Annotated in this window: 17 protein-coding genes; 9 read left to right on the forward strand and 8 right to left on the reverse strand. The window is 62.5% G+C overall.

Annotated features, from left to right (window positions below; translation table 11 throughout):
• Positions 1 to 126: 126 nt before the first annotated feature.
• Complete coding sequence (locus VKR55_RS10600; protein ID WP_324402613.1) at positions 127 to 1,791, reverse strand: aminotransferase class III-fold pyridoxal phosphate-dependent enzyme; 1,665 nt, start codon at positions 1,789 to 1,791, stop codon at positions 127 to 129.
• Between the two features lie 34 nt (positions 1,792 to 1,825).
• Between VKR55_RS10600 and asd the strand changes: the two genes are divergently transcribed.
• The gene (gene asd, locus VKR55_RS10605; RefSeq protein WP_324402615.1) at positions 1,826 to 2,695 is read left to right on the forward strand and encodes an archaetidylserine decarboxylase; all 870 of its coding nucleotides are present in this window, start codon (positions 1,826 to 1,828) and stop codon (positions 2,693 to 2,695) included.
• Positions 2,696 to 2,775: 80 nt separating this feature from the next.
• Positions 2,776 to 3,564 (forward strand): NUDIX hydrolase, encoded by a 789-nt coding sequence (locus VKR55_RS10610; RefSeq protein WP_324402617.1) that lies wholly within the window; start codon positions 2,776 to 2,778, stop codon positions 3,562 to 3,564.
• A 113-nt stretch (positions 3,565 to 3,677) separates the two neighbouring features.
• Here the strand turns inward: VKR55_RS10610 and VKR55_RS10615 are convergent, their stop codons facing one another.
• From VKR55_RS10615 to VKR55_RS10625, 3 genes are all read right to left on the reverse strand, one after another.
• Positions 3,678 to 5,111, reverse strand: a complete 1,434-nt coding sequence (locus VKR55_RS10615; protein WP_414642336.1) for a FecR domain-containing protein — start codon at positions 5,109 to 5,111, stop codon at positions 3,678 to 3,680.
• Positions 5,112 to 5,265: 154 nt separating this feature from the next.
• On the reverse strand, positions 5,266 to 5,487 hold the full coding sequence (locus tag VKR55_RS10620) for a hypothetical protein (protein ID WP_324402619.1): 222 nt from the start codon (positions 5,485 to 5,487) through the stop codon (positions 5,266 to 5,268).
• The gene (locus VKR55_RS10625; RefSeq protein ID WP_324402621.1) at positions 5,480 to 6,397 is read right to left on the reverse strand and encodes an SPFH domain-containing protein; all 918 of its coding nucleotides are present in this window, start codon (positions 6,395 to 6,397) and stop codon (positions 5,480 to 5,482) included. Before VKR55_RS10625 ends, VKR55_RS10620 begins: the two co-directional genes overlap by 8 nt.
• Positions 6,398 to 6,798: 401 nt before the next feature.
• Here VKR55_RS10625 and VKR55_RS10630 point away from each other — a divergent pair, with 401 nt between their 5' ends.
• The gene (locus VKR55_RS10630; RefSeq protein WP_324402623.1) at positions 6,799 to 7,761 is read left to right on the forward strand and encodes an amidohydrolase family protein; all 963 of its coding nucleotides are present in this window, start codon (positions 6,799 to 6,801) and stop codon (positions 7,759 to 7,761) included.
• A 133-nt stretch (positions 7,762 to 7,894) separates the two neighbouring features.
• Here VKR55_RS10630 and VKR55_RS10635 read toward each other — a convergent pair whose 3' ends face one another.
• The 4 genes from VKR55_RS10635 to VKR55_RS10650 form a co-directional block, all read right to left on the reverse strand.
• Positions 7,895 to 8,779 carry an alpha/beta fold hydrolase gene (locus VKR55_RS10635; RefSeq protein ID WP_324402625.1) on the reverse strand — a complete coding sequence of 295 codons (885 nt, stop codon included), beginning with the start codon at positions 8,777 to 8,779 and terminating at the stop codon, positions 7,895 to 7,897.
• 111 nt (positions 8,780 to 8,890) lie between these two features.
• Positions 8,891 to 9,487: a GNAT family N-acetyltransferase gene (locus VKR55_RS10640; protein ID WP_324402628.1), complete on the reverse strand. Its 597-nt coding sequence runs from the start codon at positions 9,485 to 9,487 to the stop codon at positions 8,891 to 8,893.
• Positions 9,488 to 9,704: 217 nt separating this feature from the next.
• A complete protein-coding gene (locus VKR55_RS10645) occupies positions 9,705 to 11,027 on the reverse strand; it encodes a M15 family metallopeptidase domain-containing protein (protein WP_324402630.1) in 1,323 nt (440 codons plus the stop codon).
• A 309-nt stretch (positions 11,028 to 11,336) separates the two neighbouring features.
• On the reverse strand, positions 11,337 to 12,095 hold the full coding sequence (locus tag VKR55_RS10650; protein ID WP_324402646.1) for an alpha/beta fold hydrolase: 759 nt from the start codon (positions 12,093 to 12,095) through the stop codon (positions 11,337 to 11,339).
• Positions 12,096 to 12,221: 126 nt separating this feature from the next.
• On the opposite strand from VKR55_RS10650, the gene VKR55_RS10655 reads away from it, so the two are divergent.
• The 6 genes from VKR55_RS10655 (at position 12,222) to VKR55_RS10680 (ending at position 18,853) form a co-directional block, all read left to right on the forward strand.
• The gene (locus VKR55_RS10655; protein WP_324402632.1) at positions 12,222 to 12,620 is read left to right on the forward strand and encodes an ArsR/SmtB family transcription factor; all 399 of its coding nucleotides are present in this window, start codon (positions 12,222 to 12,224) and stop codon (positions 12,618 to 12,620) included.
• Entirely contained in the window at positions 12,607 to 13,053 is a 447-nt protein-coding gene (locus tag VKR55_RS10660) for an SRPBCC family protein (protein ID WP_324402634.1), read from the forward strand. Before VKR55_RS10655 ends, VKR55_RS10660 begins: the two co-directional genes overlap by 14 nt.
• The gene (locus VKR55_RS10665) at positions 13,050 to 14,483 is read left to right on the forward strand and encodes an adenylate/guanylate cyclase domain-containing protein (RefSeq protein WP_324402636.1); all 1,434 of its coding nucleotides are present in this window, start codon (positions 13,050 to 13,052) and stop codon (positions 14,481 to 14,483) included. The genes VKR55_RS10660 and VKR55_RS10665 overlap by 4 nt, the downstream gene beginning before the upstream one ends.
• A gap of 690 nt (positions 14,484 to 15,173) precedes the next feature.
• The gene (locus tag VKR55_RS10670; RefSeq protein WP_324402638.1) at positions 15,174 to 15,980 is read left to right on the forward strand and encodes an FAD-dependent oxidoreductase; all 807 of its coding nucleotides are present in this window, start codon (positions 15,174 to 15,176) and stop codon (positions 15,978 to 15,980) included.
• Between the two features lie 33 nt (positions 15,981 to 16,013).
• Complete coding sequence (locus VKR55_RS10675; protein ID WP_324402640.1) at positions 16,014 to 16,919, forward strand: ornithine cyclodeaminase family protein; 906 nt, start codon at positions 16,014 to 16,016, stop codon at positions 16,917 to 16,919.
• Between the two features lie 239 nt (positions 16,920 to 17,158).
• Positions 17,159 to 18,853 carry an adenylate/guanylate cyclase domain-containing protein gene (locus VKR55_RS10680; RefSeq protein ID WP_324402642.1) on the forward strand — a complete coding sequence of 565 codons (1,695 nt, stop codon included), beginning with the start codon at positions 17,159 to 17,161 and terminating at the stop codon, positions 18,851 to 18,853.
• Positions 18,854 to 19,176: the final 323 nt, after the last annotated feature.

Consider the following 19,176-nt stretch of genomic DNA (forward strand, 5'->3'; position numbering starts at 1 on the left):
ATGAGAACCGAAATCAGGTCCGTAGGGTGGGCAAAGCGAAGCGTGCCCACCAATGATCGCCTCGGCGCAGACGGTGGGCACGGCGCTAGTGCGCCTTTGCCCACCCTACGTCTGGATTGCCAAATCTCAACGCCCGAACGCGCTCGCCAATGTCTCTTTGAGGATCTTGCGGCGGATCGCCTTGTTGGTCAGAGCGCCGTCATGCCACCACCAGCCGTCCTGCTTCATCCTGGTCGCGGCGGCGACGAAGCGATTGGCGACTTCGGTGAAATCTGTGTCGGTGTAGTTCAGGCTGAAGATCAGCCGGCCCGTTCCGACCCAGCTCAGCGCGAGGCCCTCGGCGCGCAGGTAGTATTGCAGCATCCAATTGTAACGGGACGGCGTGGTGTAGTTGACCGTCCAGATCGAGGACAGGTTGGCGACGCGCACCGGCAGGTCCGCCTTCTCCATCATGTCGTTGAGCTGTTTGGCGCGGCCGTTCCAGATGTCGTCGAGTCCGTTATAGACCGAGCAGAAGTTCGGGCTCTTCAGCCGGCTCAGGAACTCATCCATCGCGCTCATCACGTAGGGATGCGAGTTGAAGGTGCCGCGGGCAAAGCAGATATCGGCGGGCCGCTCGTCGCGGAAGCGGCGCATCAGCTCGCGCTTGCCGCAGACCACGCCGATCGGCAAGCCGCCGCCGAGGCTCTTGCCGTAGGTCACCATGTCGGCGCGGACGCCGAAATAGTCCTGTGCGCCGCCCGGCGCGAGGCGGAAGCCGACGAAAACCTCGTCGAAGATCAGGACGATGCCGCGCTCAGTGCAGACCTCGCGCAGCTTCTTCAGCCATTCGGTGTAGGCCGCGCGATCGAAATGCGCGCTACGCGAAGAGTCGACCAGCGCGGAATCGCCGGGCGCATTGGAGTTGGGATGCAGCGCCTGCAGCGGATTGACGAGCACGCAGGCGATGTCGCGGCGCGTGCGCAGCACATGCAGCGTATTCTCGCTCATCTCCGCCAAAGTATAGGTCTCGTGCGGGGCAATGGGATTGCCGACGCCCGGCTGCACGTCGCCCCACCAGCCGTGATAGGCGCCGGCGAAGCGCACCAGATGCGTCCGCCTGGTGTGGTAGCGGGCAAGGCGCACCGCCTGCATCACGGCCTCGGTTCCGGACATGTGGAAGGAGACTTCGTCGAGCCCGGAAATCTCGCAGAGCCGTCGCACATTGTCGGCCACGACGGGATGATAGGCGCCGAGCACCGGGCCAAGCGCATGCGCGCGCTTCTCGCCGATCTCGATGCATTCCCTGTAGAAGTCGTTGCCGAAGATGTTGACTCCGTAGGAGCCCGTGAGGTCATAGAAGACATTGCCGTCGAGGTCCGTCACCGTGACGCCCGAGGAGGCCTTGAGGAACGAGCCGGCGCCGAGATTCTCGCGCACCAGGCGGCTATACTGGAACGGCACCCGGTAGGCCTGGGTGAACTGCAGATCGGAGATCTGGTGAGCGGCTTCCGCGGTCGCCGTCCTGCTCTCTCCGAAGCGCTCCCGATAGAGCGCAGCGAGGCGGAAGAAGCTATCCTGGCGGCGGGTTGCGACCTCATTGGGCGCGTCGTCGGTCTTGAAGAAGTCGTCGATATCGAACTCGTAGAACGGGATCAGCCGCGCCATGCGGCGCGACAGCTTCGAATGTCCGGCGAGGGAGCGGTGTTTGGCCCGCGACAGCGCGATGCGGGCCTTGACGCGGGGGGCGACGGCCGCGGTGGCCGCGACGGCGCCCGCGGCGAGCGAAAGAATCGGTATCGACGAATCCATGACACCAGCGCTAACCGGACCTGCTGACAGATTCATGACAGTGAAAAGCCTAATATCATCATTGACCCAGCAGGAAGACCTCAACTTCCTCCTGACCAATCGCATTCCGCGCGCGGCGCTCACCCGCTTCATGGGCTGGTTCAGCAAGATCGAGAACCCGGTCGTAAGGGATTTCTCGATCGGCTGCTGGAAGCTGTTCTCCGACCTCGATCTTTCGGAGGCGAAAAAGATCCATTTCAAGAGCCTGCATGACTGCTTCGTCCGCGAGCTCAAGCCGGGCTTGCGGCCGGTCGACGCCGACCCGCACATCGTGGTCAGCCCGTCTGACGGCATCATCGGCGCCCACGGCTCCATCAGCGATGGTGAGCTGTTCCAGATCAAGGGCGCGCCTTATTCGCTGATCGACCTCATCGGTGATCCCGCGCTGGTCGAGACGCACCGGAGCGGCAAGTTCGTGACCTTGCGGCTGACGTCGAGCATGTATCACCGATTCCACGCGCCCCATGATGCGCATGTCGAGCAGGTGACGCTGATCCACGGCGACACCTGGAACGTCAACCCGATCGCACTGAAGCGGATCGAAAAGCTGTTCTGCAAGAACGAGCGCGCGGTGATCCGCACGCGGCTGAAATCCGGGGATGCGCTGACCATCGTGCCGGTCGCGGCCATTCTGGTCGCGAGCATCCGCCTACATTTTCTCGATCTCGTGCTCAACGGCCAGACGCGCGGGCCGCTTCAGTTCCCCTGCGACGTCAATGTGACCAAGGGCGAGGAGCTTGGCTGGTTCGAGCACGGCTCGACCATCATCGTGCTTGCGCCGGAGCATTTCGAATTTTGTGCAAATGTCTCGGAATGGGGAAGAATTCGCGCCGGCGAACCGCTGCTGCGCAATCCGCGCGCATAGTTTCGATTTTGTCGTGACATCTCCGGCACTGCGCCGTTATAGAGCACGGATTCGATTTTTTTAGTTTCGCGAGACGATGAATGGCGAGAGCGCCGGTGATCGCGGCGGGCGGCATTGTGATGCGGCGGGATCAGCCGCCGCTGATCGCCGTCGTGCGCCCGCGCAAGCGCGAGGAATGGGTCTTGCCGAAGGGCAAGCTCGATGACGGCGAGACGCCTCGCGCGGCAGCCCGGCGCGAGGTGCTGGAAGAGACCGGGCACAATGTCACCGTGCACGAATTTCTGGGCACGCTGGTCTATGAGTCCGGCGGCCGCCCCAAGGTCGTGCATTACTGGCGCATGGAGGCGGGCGCCACCCAGGCGCGCGAGTTGATGGGCGACATTCGAGCGGTCGACTGGCTGCCGCTCGATGCCGCGATCGCGCGGTTGTCGCGCCTCTCCGAGCGCGCCTTTCTGGAGAATGTCGGGCCGCTTGCGGTCAGCGTGCTGTCGCGAAGGCTGAAGGCGAAGGCGCAAGTGCCGGCGGTGAAGGCTCCGCCGGCGAAGAAGCGCCGCGTCAAGGTGCCGGCGGTCGCGCCACAGCTCCCGCCATCCGAACCGTTGCCGGAAATCTCGGAGCAAGCCGAACTGGAGCCGGCGCCTCAGCCGATGGCGCGCGAGGTGCCGGCCGAAGCGCCGGTGGAAACACCCGTGCCGGATGCGGCACTCGTCGAGGAAGCCGAGTTCATTCCGCAGGCCGATGTCGGTGAGGATGACGCTGCTTCGGCCGCAGCACCGGAACCGGAATCAGGCGACGCTTCGCCCGAATCCGCGGCCGAGCGGCAAAGCCTCGTGCAGAAAGTCCGCAACTGGCTCGGCCGCGCCGCGTGATCGCGGCGAGCGCATCCTGCGTCGAGACGATTGCGATCGGCTCCGTAGACATCTCCCGACGACGGGAGAGGTGATCCGTCGTCGCTGCCGAGAGCTCAGCTCGATCTCGAGGACTACCGCTTCTCTTTCTTCTCCTTCGGCGGTGGCCGCCCTGGCCGCGGCGGCACCGGCCGGTTCTGGAAGCCGGTTCGCGGCGCGCCGGGCACAACTTGCGGCCGTGCGGGCGGTTGCCGCAGGAGCGGCTGACCATGCGGCAGCGGCGGCGGGCTCGGCTCCCGCGGCCCGCCATTCGGCCGCGGCGGCGTGCCGGGCTGTGCCGGAGTGACCGGCTGCGTGTTGTTCAGACCAGGCCGCCGCGGTGCGCCCGGCTGCTCTGGATTGGTCGGTAGCGCGTTGTTCCGGCCACGCCGCGGCGGCGTGCCGGGCTTCGCCGGAGTGGTCGGTCGCGTGTTGTTCTGGCCTGGACGCGATGGCGTGCCGGGCTGCGTGTTCTGACCCGGGCGCGGCGATTGACCAGGCTGCGGCTGTCCCTGCTTGTTGTTCGGCGTGCCGGGTCGCTGCGGCTGGTTGGGCTGCGCCGGACGATTCCGGCCGGGTTGTTGCGGTTGACCAGGTCGCTGCGGCGCGTTGCGGTTGTTCAGGCCCGGATTGGCGCGGCGGAACGCGCGCTGCTCGGTGACGATCTGCCGGCCGACGGTCTGCGTCGCATGAACCTGCTGCACAAAGCCCTGGTCGCGGGCGCGCTGCTGCGGCGAGATCGTCAGCGGCACCGCGGCAAACCGCGCGCCGGCCGTCGCGCCCGGGCGGATCGCAAATCCGCTCGCGCCCTGCGTCAGCGCGCCAAGACGCGCGCCCTGCCGGTCATTGACCACGATCCGTCCGACATGCCCGTCCGCGTCGGGATAAAGCTTGATGTTGACGTTGTTGGTGGCGCCCGGTGCGGTCGCGCCTTCCGGCACCTCGACGAGGCCCGTGGTGCCGCGAATGCCGAGCGTTGCGGTCGGCGTCGCGATCTGCATGTTGCCGGTTTTCGCCACCTGCGCGGCGACAAAGGCGACCGTGCCCTTGGCGATATCGAAGACGCCGGCATTGCTGCCGCCGTTCTCCTCATAGACGTAGGTGTCGATGGTGATCTTCGCATCCGCCGAGAGATGAAAGGTCGTCGCGTCGTTGAAGGTGATGCCGAGTGAAGAGCTCGCCGCCGTCGCCACGGTGTCGTTGAGATAGATGTCGTCCTTGAGCTTGAGCGCGATCGAATCCCTGTTGCGGATGACGGTGGCCACGCCCGTCAAAGAAGCGACATTTCCGATCGGCTCGTTGGAAGCGGCCTGCGGGTCCGCCGGCGCCGAGGCATCGCCGGGTTGCGGCGAGGGCGAGGGGGACGGCGTGGGCTGTGCCTGCGCCAGCTCGACGCCCGGGGACGCCTCGTCGACGGTGAGCATGCGCGCGGCATCGGCCGGCGCGGGCATCGCGCGCGCGGGCGCGACGGCGCCGACCACGAGGAAGCCCAGGAGCCAGATCGCGTGTGAGAGCCGGTTGGATGTCACAAAGAGGTTTCCAGGCGGGACGAAGCGGCTGACGCTGGCGCGATTTCAGCCCGCTCCGACTGAACACCAAATGAACGAAACTGGTCCACTGTCACATTCGCCGCCGCCATTTGACGCGATTGCGCATGGTACACGTCCCTCTTTACGCCGCCTGTCACGACTCCGAAGTCCCATCTTCTGTCGCGGAATCCTCCGCAACCCTCAGCGGCCAGGCGCCGCGCCGCGTCAGCGCCTCGTGCAGGAGCTTTTCGATCTGCCCCTGCCGCGACCGCAACTCGGCGGAGGCCAGGCGGTCGATGATGTCGAGCAACGGGCTGCGGAGCCGCAGCAGGACCGGCTCCTTCTCCGGTCCCTTCGGGCGCCCGCGTCTAGGCATACAGCGTGCCGGTGTTCACGACCGGAGTGGCGTCCTTGTCGGAGACCAGGACGACCAGCAGGTTCGACACCATGGCTGCCTTGCGCTCAGGATCGAGCTCGATGTCAGTCGCCGCCGTGAGCTTCTCGAGCGCGTCCTTGACGATGTCGACCGCGCCGGACACCACCAGCTTGCGGGCGGCGATCACCGCGCTCGCCTGCTGACGGCGAAGCATCACGGGCGCGATCTCGGGCGCGTAGGCGAGATGGTTGATCCAGGCCTCGTCGATGGTGACGCCGGCGACTTCGAGCCGCTCGCGGAGCTCGGCGATGAGCTCGTTGGTGACCTGGTCTCCGCTTTCGCGCAGCGACAGCGTGCGGGCCGCCGCCGACCTTGTATCCTCGTCGCGGCTCGCGTGCGCGGCCGCTTCGTCGAAATCATAGGGGTGGCGGCCGGCGATGTGCCGCAGCGCCGATTCGGTCTGCGCGCCGACGAAATCGACATAGTTGTTGATCTGGAAGATGGCCTTGGCGCAGTCGTTGACGCGCCACACCACGACGGCGCCGATCTCGATCGGGTTGCCGATGAGATCGTTGACCTTCAGCTTCTCGCCTTCATGATAACGGACACGCTGCGATACCTTCTGGACCTTGAAGAAGGGTACGGTCGCGCGCAGCCCCGGCGTTGAATCGGTGCCGACATAGGATCCGAACAGCGTGAGCACCGCGCTCTCGTTCGGTTGCAGCGAATAGATCGAGGCGGTGAAGAGAACGGCGATCACGAAGCAGCCGAGTGCGCCCAGCGCCGTCGCAAAAGAGAAATGGAGGCCGCCGTGAGCATCATTCGAGAAGGCGTCATAAAGGGTCCAGCCGGCCAGGACGAAAAAGACGAGTGCGAGCAGAACGGCAACATAGCCGCTGCCGACGAGCATGGCCGGCCGGTCTTCGACGCTGGTGTTGAACGCGATCGTCGTCGAACGGGAAGGGGGCCTGAACGGTCATGGGATCACACTCCCTACAGGGTTCAACATAATTACTGATATTTTTTGATATCAAAAAATCAGGCAAAGAGCAACTGGAACAAATTTTATAGCAGAAACAAGTGGATAAGAGTTCATCGGGCCACTCGGAAGCAGCGCAAGATTGACGTCCGAAGGATCGCCGGGCCTAAGTATCGAAAAACGCCTCAGGGGAGCGCGCAATGATGACGAAGGATTCGAAATCACGACAGCATCAATTCTCTTGCGCCTGTTGTGGTCCGGCGTCGTCGCGACGCGGCTTCCTCGCAGGCCTTGGCGCACTTGGTCTCGCTTCGGCTCTCCCGACGGCAGCAGTGCGTGCACAGGCCAAGCCGGCGCTGATCGACACCCACTGTCACTTCTATCCTCCCGAGTACCAGAAGCTCTGGCTCGATTACGAGGACGCGCACAAGCAGCCACACTTCCCCGGGCAGGTCGCCTGGACCACCAGCAAGCTGATCGAGGACATGGACAAGAGCGGCGTCCGCACCGGCGTGCTGTCGATCGCCTCGACCCCCGGCGTGTGGTTCGATCGCGGGCCGGCGGAAGCGATGCGGATCGCGCGCGCCTGCAACGAATACGCGGCCGGCATGATGCGCGACCATCCGGGGCGCTTCGGCCTGTTCGCGACCTTGTCGATGCTGGACATCGATGCAACTCTGAAAGAGATCGAATATGCGCTCGACACGCTCAAGGCTGACGGCGTCGGCCTGCAGAGCAACTACGGCGACAAGTGGCTCGGCAACCCCGTCTACAAGCCGGTGTTCGAGGAGCTCAACCGGCGCAAGGCCGTCGTCTACGTGCATCCTCTGGTCGCAAGCTGCTGCGGCGCGCTCAGCGTCGGCACCTTTCCGGCGGTGATCGAGGTCCCGCATGACACCACGCGGACGGTGACAAGCTTGCTGCTCAGCGGCTCATTCGCGCGCTTCCGCGACATCAAATGGCTGTTCTCGCATGCCGGCGGCACGATCCCGATGATGGCGGGACGCATCAATTCGTTTTACGGCGCGCGGCCGAACCTGAAGGACTTTGCGCCGGAGGGGATCGAGGGCGAGTTGCGCCGGCTGCATTACGACACGGCGAATTCGACATTTGCGCCGTCGATGGCCGCATTGATGAAGCTCGTGCCGGTCTCCCAGATCACCTACGGCACCGATTATCCCTATTTTGGTTTTGATCAGTTCGACAATCTGCGCAAGCTCGGCTTGTCGGCCGTCGATCTCGACGCCATCGGTCATCAGAATGCCGAGCGCCTGGTGCCGCGACTGCGCACCTGAGGTATGCGCTTGCTGGCGGGGGAGAGCTTGTAGGGTGGGCAAAGGCGCGCTTGCGCCGTGCCCACCGTCCGTCAACGACCGCATCGTGAATGGTGGGCACGCTGTCGCTTTGCCCACCCTACGGTCTTCACGATCAGGACTTCATGCCGGTTATGGAAGCGCTGACCGCGCGGGGATCGCGCCGTAGCCAGCGACCAGTCTCCACCTGGGAAATGAAATCGCCGACAATCCGGTTATATTCATCCGGCTCCTCGAGATTGATCGCATGGCCCGAATTCGGGATCACCGCGAGCGCGGCTGACGGAATGGTCTGCTTCATCAGGATACCCGGCACCAGGCACGGCCAATCCTCATCGCCCGTGATGATCAGCGTCGGCACGTCGAGGCGCTTCATCTCTTCCACCAGTGTATAGAGCGACGGCCGCTCCTTCTGCACGCCCTGCTGGGTGTTGGCCGATCCAACGGCCGAATGCTCGGCCAGCATCCTCTTGAACTCGGCATGTCCGCGCGGGTCCTTGTTCTGATATTGCACGCGGGTTGGCCCATAGGCGTAGCGTTCGGCGAAGGCGGTCATGCCCTCCTTCCGCAGCGCGCCGGCGATCACGTCGGCCTCCGCGCGAAATGTCTCGCGCTTGTCGGGTTCGGCGCCGTACCCGCAGCCGCCGACGCACAGGGACAGCGCGCGCTCGGGATGACGAAGCCCGAAATGCAGCGTCGCGAAGCCGCCCATCGAGAGCCCGACAATGTGCGCCTTAGCCGCGTCGATGCGATCGAGCACGGCCAAAATATCGTCCGCCGCGCGCGCCTGTGAATAGGAGGAAACGTGCTCCGGCACTTCCGACGGCGGAAAGCCGCGCGCGTTGAAGGCAATGGCGCGATAGCGCTTGCCGAAATGCCGCATCTGCGGTTCGAAAGAGCGCAAATCGCCGGCGAACTCGTGGACGAAGATCACGGGACTGCCAGATCCGGTCTCCTCGAAATAGAGGCGCACCCCGTCGTCCGTCGTCGCGTAAGGCATGTCGCTCTCCTTCTGGCTCGGTCGTGCGGATCGGATTGTCGGCCGTATGCCGTATATCTGGGCGCTGTACTGCGTCTCCCGCTTTGGAATGATGGTTACAATGCAGCGCGCTTAATAGTTCTCACGCACCATGACAAGGCGGCCGTTGCGAACGCTGTTCCCCAATTCCGCGAAGCCCAGTCTTCTATACAGATGCTTGCCGGCCTCGTTGTCCGGATTCGTTTCCAGCCATAAGGTCCTTTCCGGGAACTGTTTTGCATGGATGTCCACCACGAACATGCCTAGTGGGGTCATGATGCCGACTCCGCGATACGGAGCGTACGAACGGAATGCTATGGTGTCCCAATTCCTCTTTGGATATTCGAAGCCGTTCTGAAGCGCGGGCGGATCATCCGCGCCGAACCATATGATAGCCGCGAGCTCCCCTTTGGGATCGAGCGCGGCGAGCGGCACTCTGCCCTTTGCGAACCATGCAGAGTAGCCTCGTTCGCCAAAACGCTTGTAGTCGGACGTGTTGTCCTGAAGTGCGGGGTCGCTCTTGTCCAGCGATCGCTTTCGCAGCTGCTCGACTCGTATTTCATCGAGGCCCGAGAAGATACTGAATTGCGTACCGCCTCTCCCCTCGAGCGAGCCGATCCGTATGGCGCTGAAGATCGGCGCCGGTAGTGGTATATCGCCCGTCTGCAGAGTTCGTTGTACTCGGGTCATGCGAAGAGCGTACTGTGGCACCGCGCGACCCGCAATGCATTGAGCTCCGATGCGAGCGAACCTGGAGATGTTCTGAAGTGTCTTGTGCCGCTATTGCACTCGCAGCGCGCCAGGAGCGCAGATGACGCCCTATGCTATGCCCTTGATGGACACACCCTGGAAAGCCATCGGCAACCGGGCATGGATCGGCGCGGGATGAACGGCGCTCGCTCTTGGATCAGGTCGACTTCTGCTTCGACGATCGTGCGCTGTTCTGGCGCTTCTTCTCGCCGTGATCGTTCTGGTTATGCTTCTTGGTGTCGGTTGCCGCAGTTTGCGGTTTCCTGGCGCGATTGTGATCAGCATATTCCTGGCCGTCGAGCGGTCCGCAATGCGGCGGATCGCGATCGCGATAGGGCCGTGCGATGTCGAATTGCGCGGCGTGGTCGTCGATCCATTTCCAGAGGATTTCGCTGGATGCCTGTCGCTGCGCGCGGTTGTCGCCCTTGACGCTCACGATGTCGGCCGCAAGCCCGTGGCCATAGCCGCCGCGGAAGCTGCCGCCATGGTAGGACCTGTCGTTCGCTGCCTTGAGGCCGCTTGCAATCGACTGACGATAGTCATCGCGGAACGCGCTGGTGATGCCGGGCGCGAGGCCCGCCTGCTCCGCCGCGAGCAGCATGTGAAACAGCTTGAGCTTGAAGTCCTGATCCATGCCGCCGATCACGTAGTCCGGCAACGATAGGCCGGCCTTCTCGGCGGCCTTCGGGTCCTTCCAGGCGAAATCTTCGTCGACCACGTTGGTGATGGTCCGGGTGACACTCACCAGCTTGCCCTTCCGTTTGACGGTCACCTTCCTGTGGTCTTCCTGCTTGACCGCGTCCTCCTTCGGCGTCCGCTGGTAGAGCGCCCACAAATAGCGGTCGATGCAGGCGTCCACGACGTAGCACTCGTCGAGGGTTTCGACGGTGTCCACAGCCTCTTTGACGTCGCCGCTGTCGGGGCTGGCCGCGCTTGGCGTCGACGCTTGAACGGGCGGCGCTTCGGCCGGCAGCGTTTCGGCAGGATCGGTCAACGCGGCGGTGACAACAGGTTCCGCCTCACGCGCGGCCGGCGTCGTGTCGGTCGCTGCTTCCGTTGCCGGAGCACTTGCCGCCGCAACATCGTCGTTACCGATCGTAACGGCCTGCGCGTTGTCCGCTGCCACCGCTTGCGGTTGGTCGGCCGCGGCCGCCTGCGGTTCGATAGCCGCCAGCGCGAGCGGTTTGTCGGGTTCGACAGCTTGCGGCGCGTCCGTCGCCGTCGCATGCGGCTCGTCGACTGCGATCGCTTGCGGGGGTGCGGCTGCCAACGCCTGCCAGCGATTGGTTGCGATCGCTTTCGGTTTACCTGCGAACTCGGCGTTGGCGGCGAGCGCGGGTGCGAGGTGATTGATGATCGGCCTCGCGCGGGTGTGCTCGATGTGAGCCGAACCAAACACCGCAAGCCAGGCGACAACACCGGCCGGCAGAACGACCTCTCGGCACAGCGCCGCCATCGTCATCAACCGCACCGGGTTCATGATCCCAGCCTCCAAAGACTCGAACCGAGCCAGATTGCTTAAGCCAGGCATGTCACACCGGCGAGCTCAGGGAGCACGATATGGACACGCAAATGCGGAGGCCGCAAGCAAATCGTCTTCGTCGACCGAGTGTTGCCCGAATGCAACGCGCCGTGGTCAGTCAAGTGATTGACCGCAAACAAGAAAGCCGCGTGGAACTCCGTTGGGCTCTCTGCGATGCCCGCGCATGATCCGAAAAAGTGTGCAGCGGTTTTCCGAAAAGATCAGGCGCAAGCAAGAATCTCGAACGCGATGGCGATTCATCCAGGGTTACTGGGCCGACGCCTTTGCCGCCCGTTCGATCAAACGCGCTACGTCCTCCGGCTTGGAAACGTACACGGCGTGGCTCGCCGCGACCTCGATCGTTTCGCTGCCGGCCCGTTTGGCCATGCGGCGCTCGAGGTCGGGATTGATGTTGTGATCACGCGTGGCGACCAGCGCCCAGCTCTTCTTCTGATGCCACGCGGCCGTCGTCACAGGCGCGCCGCCGGCGGCCTTGGCCAGCATCGCCTGGGAATGGGCCATGAAGTTCGCCTCGGCGGGCGGGACGTCGGCGGCGAAATCGGCGGGGAAAGCGGCCGGATCAAGGTACAGGAAATCGTCCTTGGTGGCGCGCATGTCATTGTTGGCAGCGGGGGCCTGCGAGAGCAGGCCAACTGCACTCTCGCCCTGGTCGGGGATGAAAGCGGCGATGTAGACGAGGCCGGCTACATTCGGCGCGTTGCCCGCTTCGGTGATGACCACCCCGCCGTAGCTGTGGCCGACCAGAAGCGTGGGGCCCTGCAGCAGATCCAGCACCCGTTTGGTCGCCGCGACGTCGTCGGCCAGTGATGTCAGCGGCTCCTGCACCACGGTGACCGCATAGCCGTCCTTGCCAAGAATGTCGACGACGCGCCGCCATCCGGAACCATCGGCGAAGGCCCCGTGGACGAGGACGACGTTCTTGACCGGCTCGGCCCGCGCCGGGCCGACGGCAGCCGAAAGAAGTGCGATGGCTGCAGCCGCGGCGAGAAGTGGCTTATTTGGCATGGAACTCTCCTCTATTGGATCATCAAATACATTCAACCGGTAGGTTAAATAAAGGCGTCGATTTGACAAATTGTCAACCTTTGGGTTGAATATTATTGGAATCGAGAACAGAGCGGGCAGATCGTCATGATTGAGATCGGAGCGCGGAAGGAAGCCGCTTCGCGCACCGCGCGCCTCGACGCGGTATTCGCCGCGTTGGCCGATCCGACGCGGCGGGCGATTATCGATCGGCTCTCACGCAGCGAGGCGCGCGTGACCGAGGTCGCCGAACCCTTCCATATGTCTTTGAACGCGGTGTCGAAACACATCCGCGTGCTGGAAGCGAGCGGCGTGGTCGAGCGGCACAGGAAAGGTCGCGACCACATTCTCTCCATCAATATCCGTTCGCTGGACGAGGTCGATGGCTGGATCGTGCGGACGCGCAGCTATTGGGAGGGGCGGCTGGACGCCATGGAGCGACTGCTGCACGAGCTCAAGAAGGACCACAAGCCGGGGCCAAAGGATCGTAAGCATGGTTCGCGGTGACACGACGGGCCAGATCGTGCAGGTACGCCGGCGCGTGAGGGCCACGGCCGAGCAGATCTTCGACCTGTGGACCAAACCCGACTTGATGGTTCGGTGGATGAGCCCCTTTCCGGGCGCGGTCGATTGCAAGGCGAGCTGTGATCTCCGCCCTGACGGAACCTTCAGCCTTGTCATGTCATCGGAGCAATCAAGCCGCGAAGTATCCGGCACCTATGTGCTGATCGACCGGCCGCGCAAGCTTGTGTTCACGTGGATTGGTCCGCTGACGAACGATGTGAATACGCTCGTAACCGTCGAACTCGATCCGCGCGGCGATGAAACAGATCTCGTGCTAACCCACGAGCGTCTACCGACGTCGGCAATCGTCGAAGGTCATACCAGGGGTTGGGGAAACATCCTGGACCATCTGGCGGAGGTGGTTTCAATACGATGATCGACGAAAAGAAGCTCGAAGAACGCCTGGTCGCGCTCGAAGCGGCCAAATCCTGGAGTCCGCGCGTCGTCTCGCGGCTGGAGACGCTGTTGCGCTCGGGCGCGGACGAGGCACTCTACCGCATCAATCCGATCCAGTTCGCCACGGAAAAATCGATTGCCGAAGCTGAAGCGATCGATCTTTTCCTCCACGCCTCCGTGGTCGGGCTGTTCGACATGGACTGGATGCTCGTTTGTCCGATGTGCTCGGACGTTGTCGAGAGCTTCCGATCCTTACGCAAACTGCACACGCATTTCCACTGCCATCTCTGTCAAAGCGATTATGACGCCGCGCTCGACGATTACATCGCGGTCACGTTTACAGTTTCGCCCGCCGTGCGCAGCATCCGCTTCCATCAACCCGAAGCGCTTTCGGCGTGGGATTTCGTCTTCCACCATAAATTGACGCCGGGCGGCATATTGCCTGACGGCGTGCCTTGGAGCGAGGCTGCCAAAGGGCTGGTGAGGGTGCTCACCCGCATCGAGCCGGGTTGTGTGGCCAATCTTGAGATTGATGCCACTGAGGGCGCGCTTCTGGGCCAGGATTTCGAAAGCGACGCTCAATTTTTCTTCCCGGTCGACAAAGGTGCGGGTGGGACGCCACCCCATATACCGGTCACGCTCGAGGCCGGCAAATGCGTGGCCGGCGCGGCGAACATCGCACCCGGCAAGGTCGTGTTCGAAGTTCGCAACGCCGGCAAGCTGCCGGTGGTATTCGGCATCCTGCAGCTTCCGACGGCGTCGTTTCAGCGCCCACCGCTTCGCTTCGCGCCAGCCTTGTCCGGCAAGCGACTGCTGATGACGCAAACCTTCCGCGATTTCTTCCGCTCCGAGGTGATCAGCGCGACGGAGGGTATTGCGGTTCTCGACGTGACCCTCGTATTCACCGATCTGAAGGGTTCGACGGCGCTCTACGAGCGGATCGGCGACCTCAACGCCTACATTCAGGTGCAGCGGCACTTCCAGCATCTTCTCGACGCTACCGTTCGGCACAATGGCGCCGTCACCAAGACGATCGGCGATGCCGTGATGGCGGCGTTTTTGACCTCGGCCGATGCGGTGCGGGCGGCGCTTGAAATGCGCGAGGCCGTGGATGAGCTCAATCGCGACCGAACGCAGCGTGATTTTATCCTGAAAATCGGCGTGCATCGGGGAGCCTCGATCGCGGTCACGCTCAACGAGCGGCTCGATTATTTTGGCCAGACGGTGAACATCGCAGCGCGGGTGCAAAACCTTGCCGATGGCGACGAGATTTGCATCACCGAAGAAGTCTACGGCGCGCCGGCCGTGGCGAAAATTGTCGCACCATATCCGGTGCAAAAGAGCGAGGCTGAACTCAAGGGCGTCAGCAAGGCCATGTCGGTCTATCGCCTGGCCCGAATGGCATCCTAGTCGACGCAACCGGCTCAAGCCCTTTTCGAGATCTCTTTCTGTCGCGACCGGTCTACTCGAATAGGGTCACAATCACCAGCGTTTCACTTCTGGCAGAGCTGGCGGCGCCGCTAAAATTGTGCGCGAATCCAGCTCCCAGAGCCCGCAGAATGCTCTTGTTGGCCCACACCGACGAAATCCGGCGATCGTCGAAATGTCGGCTGTCGGGGGTAAACCGGAAATGGTCGCCGAGCTGCCAAATCGACGCTCATGACCTAAAGCGGACACCGACACCCCCTACCATCGCGCTCGTCGCAACGATATTCTGAGCTCCCTTGAGCCTTGCGGCATTGTGCGCACTGATCGAAAGGTATCTCATGCGAACGTGCGATGTCGCCGTGATCGGGCTAGGCCTTATGGGCAGCGCGGCGCTCGACGCGTTGCTCAACGCCGGGGTCGATGCGTTGGGTTTTGATCCGATTGGGCCCGGCGATAATCGGGGCTCTTCCCACGGTTCATGTCGGATCTTCCGGCGTTTCAATTTCGAGAATGACAACTATACCGACCTGAGTGACGCAGCCCTTGCGGGCTGGAAGCGTCTAGAGGCCGATAGCGGTGAAACGATCCTCATTCCGTCCCCGATCTTGGAGGCTGGCCGGCCCGGATCGGCAATGGTGGCTGCGTCGCGCGCCGCGGCGATAGCGAAACGCCATGCCGATCCCGCTTGGTTCGGCCGCTGCGGCAAATCGGGAATTTCCAGCGTTCGCTCTTCCTACCGACTGGGATGTGGTCGTGCAGGACGGCGGAGCCATTCTGAAGGCCGAAGTCGCCCTAAGGATCATGCGTAAGCGCGCCGGCGCGCGGGTGTTTCCGGAAGCTGTCCAGATCGACGGTCGTCAGCACGGCGTGTTGGTGCGCACCAAGACCCAGGAGGTCCTCGCTCAACAAGCCATCCTCGCTCTTGGCCCATGGCTCGGCGGCGCCCTGCCCAGGATTGCTCCGGTGCTCTTGGTAACGCGGCAGGCCGTAGGCTGGTTCAAGGCCGCCCGTCCCGAGACCGTGTCACCCGACCGCTTTCCAGTGTTCATTCTTGAGCGCGGACCCGACGATGTCATCTATGGCTTCCCGGATTTCGAACAACGTGGAGTCAAAGCGGCACCTCACAATCACGGACCGAAAGTAAGCGCTGACGACTGGGACCCGCCGGCCACGGATGCCGAATTACTGCCGGTTAGCGCAGCCTTGGCCCAGTTCGTCCCAGGCGCAGCCGGCCCTGTCTTCGATCGCGACATTTGCCTCTACACAAACACTCTGCCTGCCGACCGTCGACCGGACAGAGGCGAAGAGTTCATCATCGACCGGTGGCCGAATTCCCACCTGATCGTCGCCTCAACCTGCTCCGGCCATGGCGCGAAGTTTGCGACTGCTATCGGTGACAAACTCGCACGGCTCGCCATCGATCCAACCTACGAAGTTGAGCCGTTTTTCAAGCTATCCCGATACTCTGCTTTCTGCTGATCGGGCAATTTTTGACGACGCGCGGGGCAAGCGATGGTGATGTTCATTGGTGAAGCGGAGGTCCAAAGGTATTTGGACTGGAAATCGCTCATCGCCGCCATGGAGACGGCGTTGATTGGGTTTTCCGCTGGGCGCGTCATCCAACCGGTTCGCAATATGCTCACCATTGAGGAGGGCAAGCGTTATCTCGGTATTATGCCCGTCGTTGCTGACAAGACGATGGGATTGAAGTTGGTTTGTTTCTATCCTGGGAATGCCGGGACTTCGGTCCCTACCCACACGGCCATGATCCTACTGTTCCGCCCCGAAACCGGCGAACCGCTTGCAGTTATGGACGGCCGACTCATTACGGAAATGCGGACCGCAGCAGTGTCGGCGGCTGTCACAAATCGGCTATCAGCGCCCGACAGCAGAGTGCTGGCTCTGCTCGGCAGCGGGGTACAGGCGAAGGCCCACCTCGAAGCGATCCGGCAGGTCCGTCCAATACGAGAGGTGAGAGTCTGGAGCCAAACCTCGGAGCACGCCAAACGCTTCGCCAACACGCACGACGCGATCGCGATGGACGCAGAAAGCGCCGTGCGGGGCGCCGACATCATTGTCACGGCGACGAATGCGCACGATCCCGTTCTTAAGGGTGCATGGTTGAAGCGTGGTGCTCACGTCAATACGGTCGGATCGCCACGGCCGACATGGCGAGAGGTCGACGACGAGACGATGGCAAACGTCATCATCGTCGACTCCCGAGAGGCTGTTCTCAAAGAATCAGGGGATGTAATCCTCTCCAAGGCCAACATTTTCGCCGAAGCGGGTGAGGTTCTCGGAAAGACAAAATTGCCTGAGGTAGGCCAGACCACGATTTTCAAGTCCGTCGGCATCGCAATCGAGGACCTCGCTGCCGCGCGCCTTGTTTTCGACCGTGCGTCCGAAAAGCCAGCATAGAACAGACGATGTCGCGCGACGTGGTTTGCGAATGCCGACTGTTGGCCCTTCACGTCATTTCGCGGCAACGCAATAATTTGGTCGCAGTCGGAGCCAAGCGGACGTCGACGGTCTTGCGGCCATGGTGGAAGCGACGCGAGTGACCCCAACCGGACCTCGATTCGAGATAGGCTTATGTCGCCCTTCCGGGACACGGATGCCGGGTGGTACGATGCCACGTCCCGACCGGGCGGCGCTAGATGATCGATACGAGCGTTTTCCGAGACCAGATGACGATCCGGCGGCTTCGCCTCGCGGCTGGTCTAATTATGCTCTCCTATCTCACGCTGCACCTGAGCATGCACGCGCTGGGCAATGTCTCGTTCGAGGCAATGCAATGGGGTACGCGAATACACGATTTCATCTGGCACAGTGTGCCGGGAACTATCGTTCTGTACGGCGCGTTCGCAATCCATTTTACTCTTGCGCTCTATGCGCTTTATGCGCGCCGGAGTTTTCGCATGAGTGCCGGCGAATTAGTGCGTCTTGTTCTCGGTTTCTCTATTCTACCCCTCTTGCTGCATCACTTTGCGGCCGGGCGATATGTATATTCGGCGTTCGATGTGACGCGCCGTTACGACGTAGTACTCACCGTTTATTTTTCCTTTGTTCCGTTCTGGGGGTGGCGGCAAGTCACCGTGCTCCTGATCGCTTGGACGCACGGTTGCCTCGGCGTGCATTACTGGCTACGCGCGCGATCCAACTATCACAAGTTTGCTCCGGTAATGCTTACATTGGCTACACTCCTGCCAGTGCTCGCCTTGCTCGGGCTTTGGCAAGGGACGCGCCAAGTACTCGCACAATGGCACCTGCACCCAGAATGGCTTCAAATGGCCGTGCGCGACGGTCATGTGCGCGATCCAGGCGTGAACGGACCAAGTTGGAATCTCGAAGTTCAGCTTTACTGGACTTACGTTGTACTCTTGACGCTCGTGCTCATTGCACGGCCGCTACGCTGGCTGGTTGAACGGCGCCACGGCCTGATCAAGATCGTGTATCCTGGCGGCCGTGTCGTTCGTGTGCCCGTCGGCTATGCCGTGCTCGATGCCAGCCGCAGCGCCAGCATTCCGCATGCTGCAATTTGCGGCGGACGAGGTCGCTGTACGACGTGCCGCATCCGCGTGCTGCGTGGGGTCGATAGGCTGCCGCCGCCTAGCGCTTCCGAGCAAGCGTTGTTGGATCGATTGCACGCTGGTCCGAGTGTACGTCTGGCGTGTCAGTTGCGTCCTCACATTGACACCGCAGTTCTTCCGCTGCTGCCGCCGGATATCGGCGCGAGCGAGACGCGCCGACGCGACTATTCCGAGGCTTCGGACATTGAACGTTTCGTCGCGATCATGTTTGTGGACATCCGTAGGTCGACCGCCTTGGTCGAGCAGCGACTCCCTTATGACGTAGTATTTCTGCTCAACCACTTCTTCGATGCCGTGGCGGGCGCGGTAGTTGACACCGGTGGCATGCCCAACCAATTCATCGGTGACGGCATGATGGCGATCTTCGGCATGTACGCCGGACCGCGGGAAGCTTGTTCCCAAGCGTTGGTCGCGGCGCAACTTATCCATGGCCGCCTTGCCGACATGAATCGAACACTGGCGGATGAGTTGCCGGAGCCAATTGCAATCGGCGTCGGGCTCCACGCCGGCAACGTAATCCTGGGCGAGCTTGGTTATCGGGATCGATTCCTCCTGACAGCAATCGGCGATTCGGTACATGTAGCCGCGCGTCTCCAGGAACTGACCAAAGATTATGGCTGCCAACTCGTTGTGTCGGACGCCGTCACCGCCACTGCCGGCGTCGAAATGAGTGGGTTTCCTGTGCGCGAGGTAAACGTGCGCGGCCGCAAGGAACCCCTGGCCGTGCGAATCGTCGGCGCTATGAACGAATTGGTCGCGTGAAATCGTCGTGTGGAAATCGAGCAACCTTGTAAAGCAACGGTCCGCGTCGCCTCCTGGCGCACTTGCCAGTAGCAACCATCAGTACGTCCGCCTTTGGCCCCTTCTGCGACCTCCGGCGACGTCCGCCATTGCGCCGCTATTGGCGGACAAGCGGACATCAGGCGGGGCTCGGCCAAACATCCCGATTTATGATGGGGTGGACGCCCCGCCGACGGCATCGATGTGCCAAAGTGGAGTTGTTGAGCACCACTTAAGGGAGGCGTCCTTGTCAAAGGTTATCACAATCGGTCTGGATATCGCCAAGCATGTTTTTCACGCTCACG

Source organism: Bradyrhizobium sp., from assembly GCF_035309285.1.
GTDB lineage: Bacteria > Pseudomonadota > Alphaproteobacteria > Rhizobiales > Xanthobacteraceae > Bradyrhizobium.